Raw genomic sequence first — 376 nt, 5'->3', positions numbered from 1 at the left:
AGAAGGGAAACCCGCCATATAGGAAAAGCCTGTTCCTATGTATAAAGCGCCGATGAACAGCAGCGCGGTTATGCGAATATCCACTTTATTCTTGGTAAACACTGTTATGACAAGGAATAAAAGCATCAAAAGCCATACTCCCTGCATCCAAGATAAAGGCGCTGAAAAGCCAATCAAATCCCAAGGCATCATAAAACCCAGCACAGCGGCATAGCCAGCCACCGCACTGCCGCCTGCAGGTGAACAGCCGATCATTTTGACGAATTCATAGTATCCGATCAAAGCCATGGCGATCAGCAGAAGATGAAACCACCAACCGCCAAGCAGGCATAGACCCAAAAACAATGCTCCGGCCGCCACCCCGGTTATCACTCGC

Annotated in this window: 1 protein-coding gene; it reads right to left on the bottom strand. The window is 49.2% G+C overall.

What is annotated here, in order from left to right; all coding sequences use genetic code 11:
* Positions 1-376, bottom strand: a 376-nt coding sequence (locus L691_RS0101860; RefSeq protein ID WP_025688434.1) for a phosphatidate cytidylyltransferase, incomplete at both ends; no start/stop codon positions are given.

Origin of the sequence: Paenibacillus zanthoxyli JH29 (assembly GCF_000520715.1) — a bacterium.
In the GTDB taxonomy this organism is placed as follows: Bacteria; Bacillota; Bacilli; order Paenibacillales; family Paenibacillaceae; genus Paenibacillus_AQ; species Paenibacillus_AQ zanthoxyli.
The sequence above is the reverse complement of the archived record's forward strand: the minus strand, read 5'-3'. Positions and strand labels throughout refer to the sequence as shown.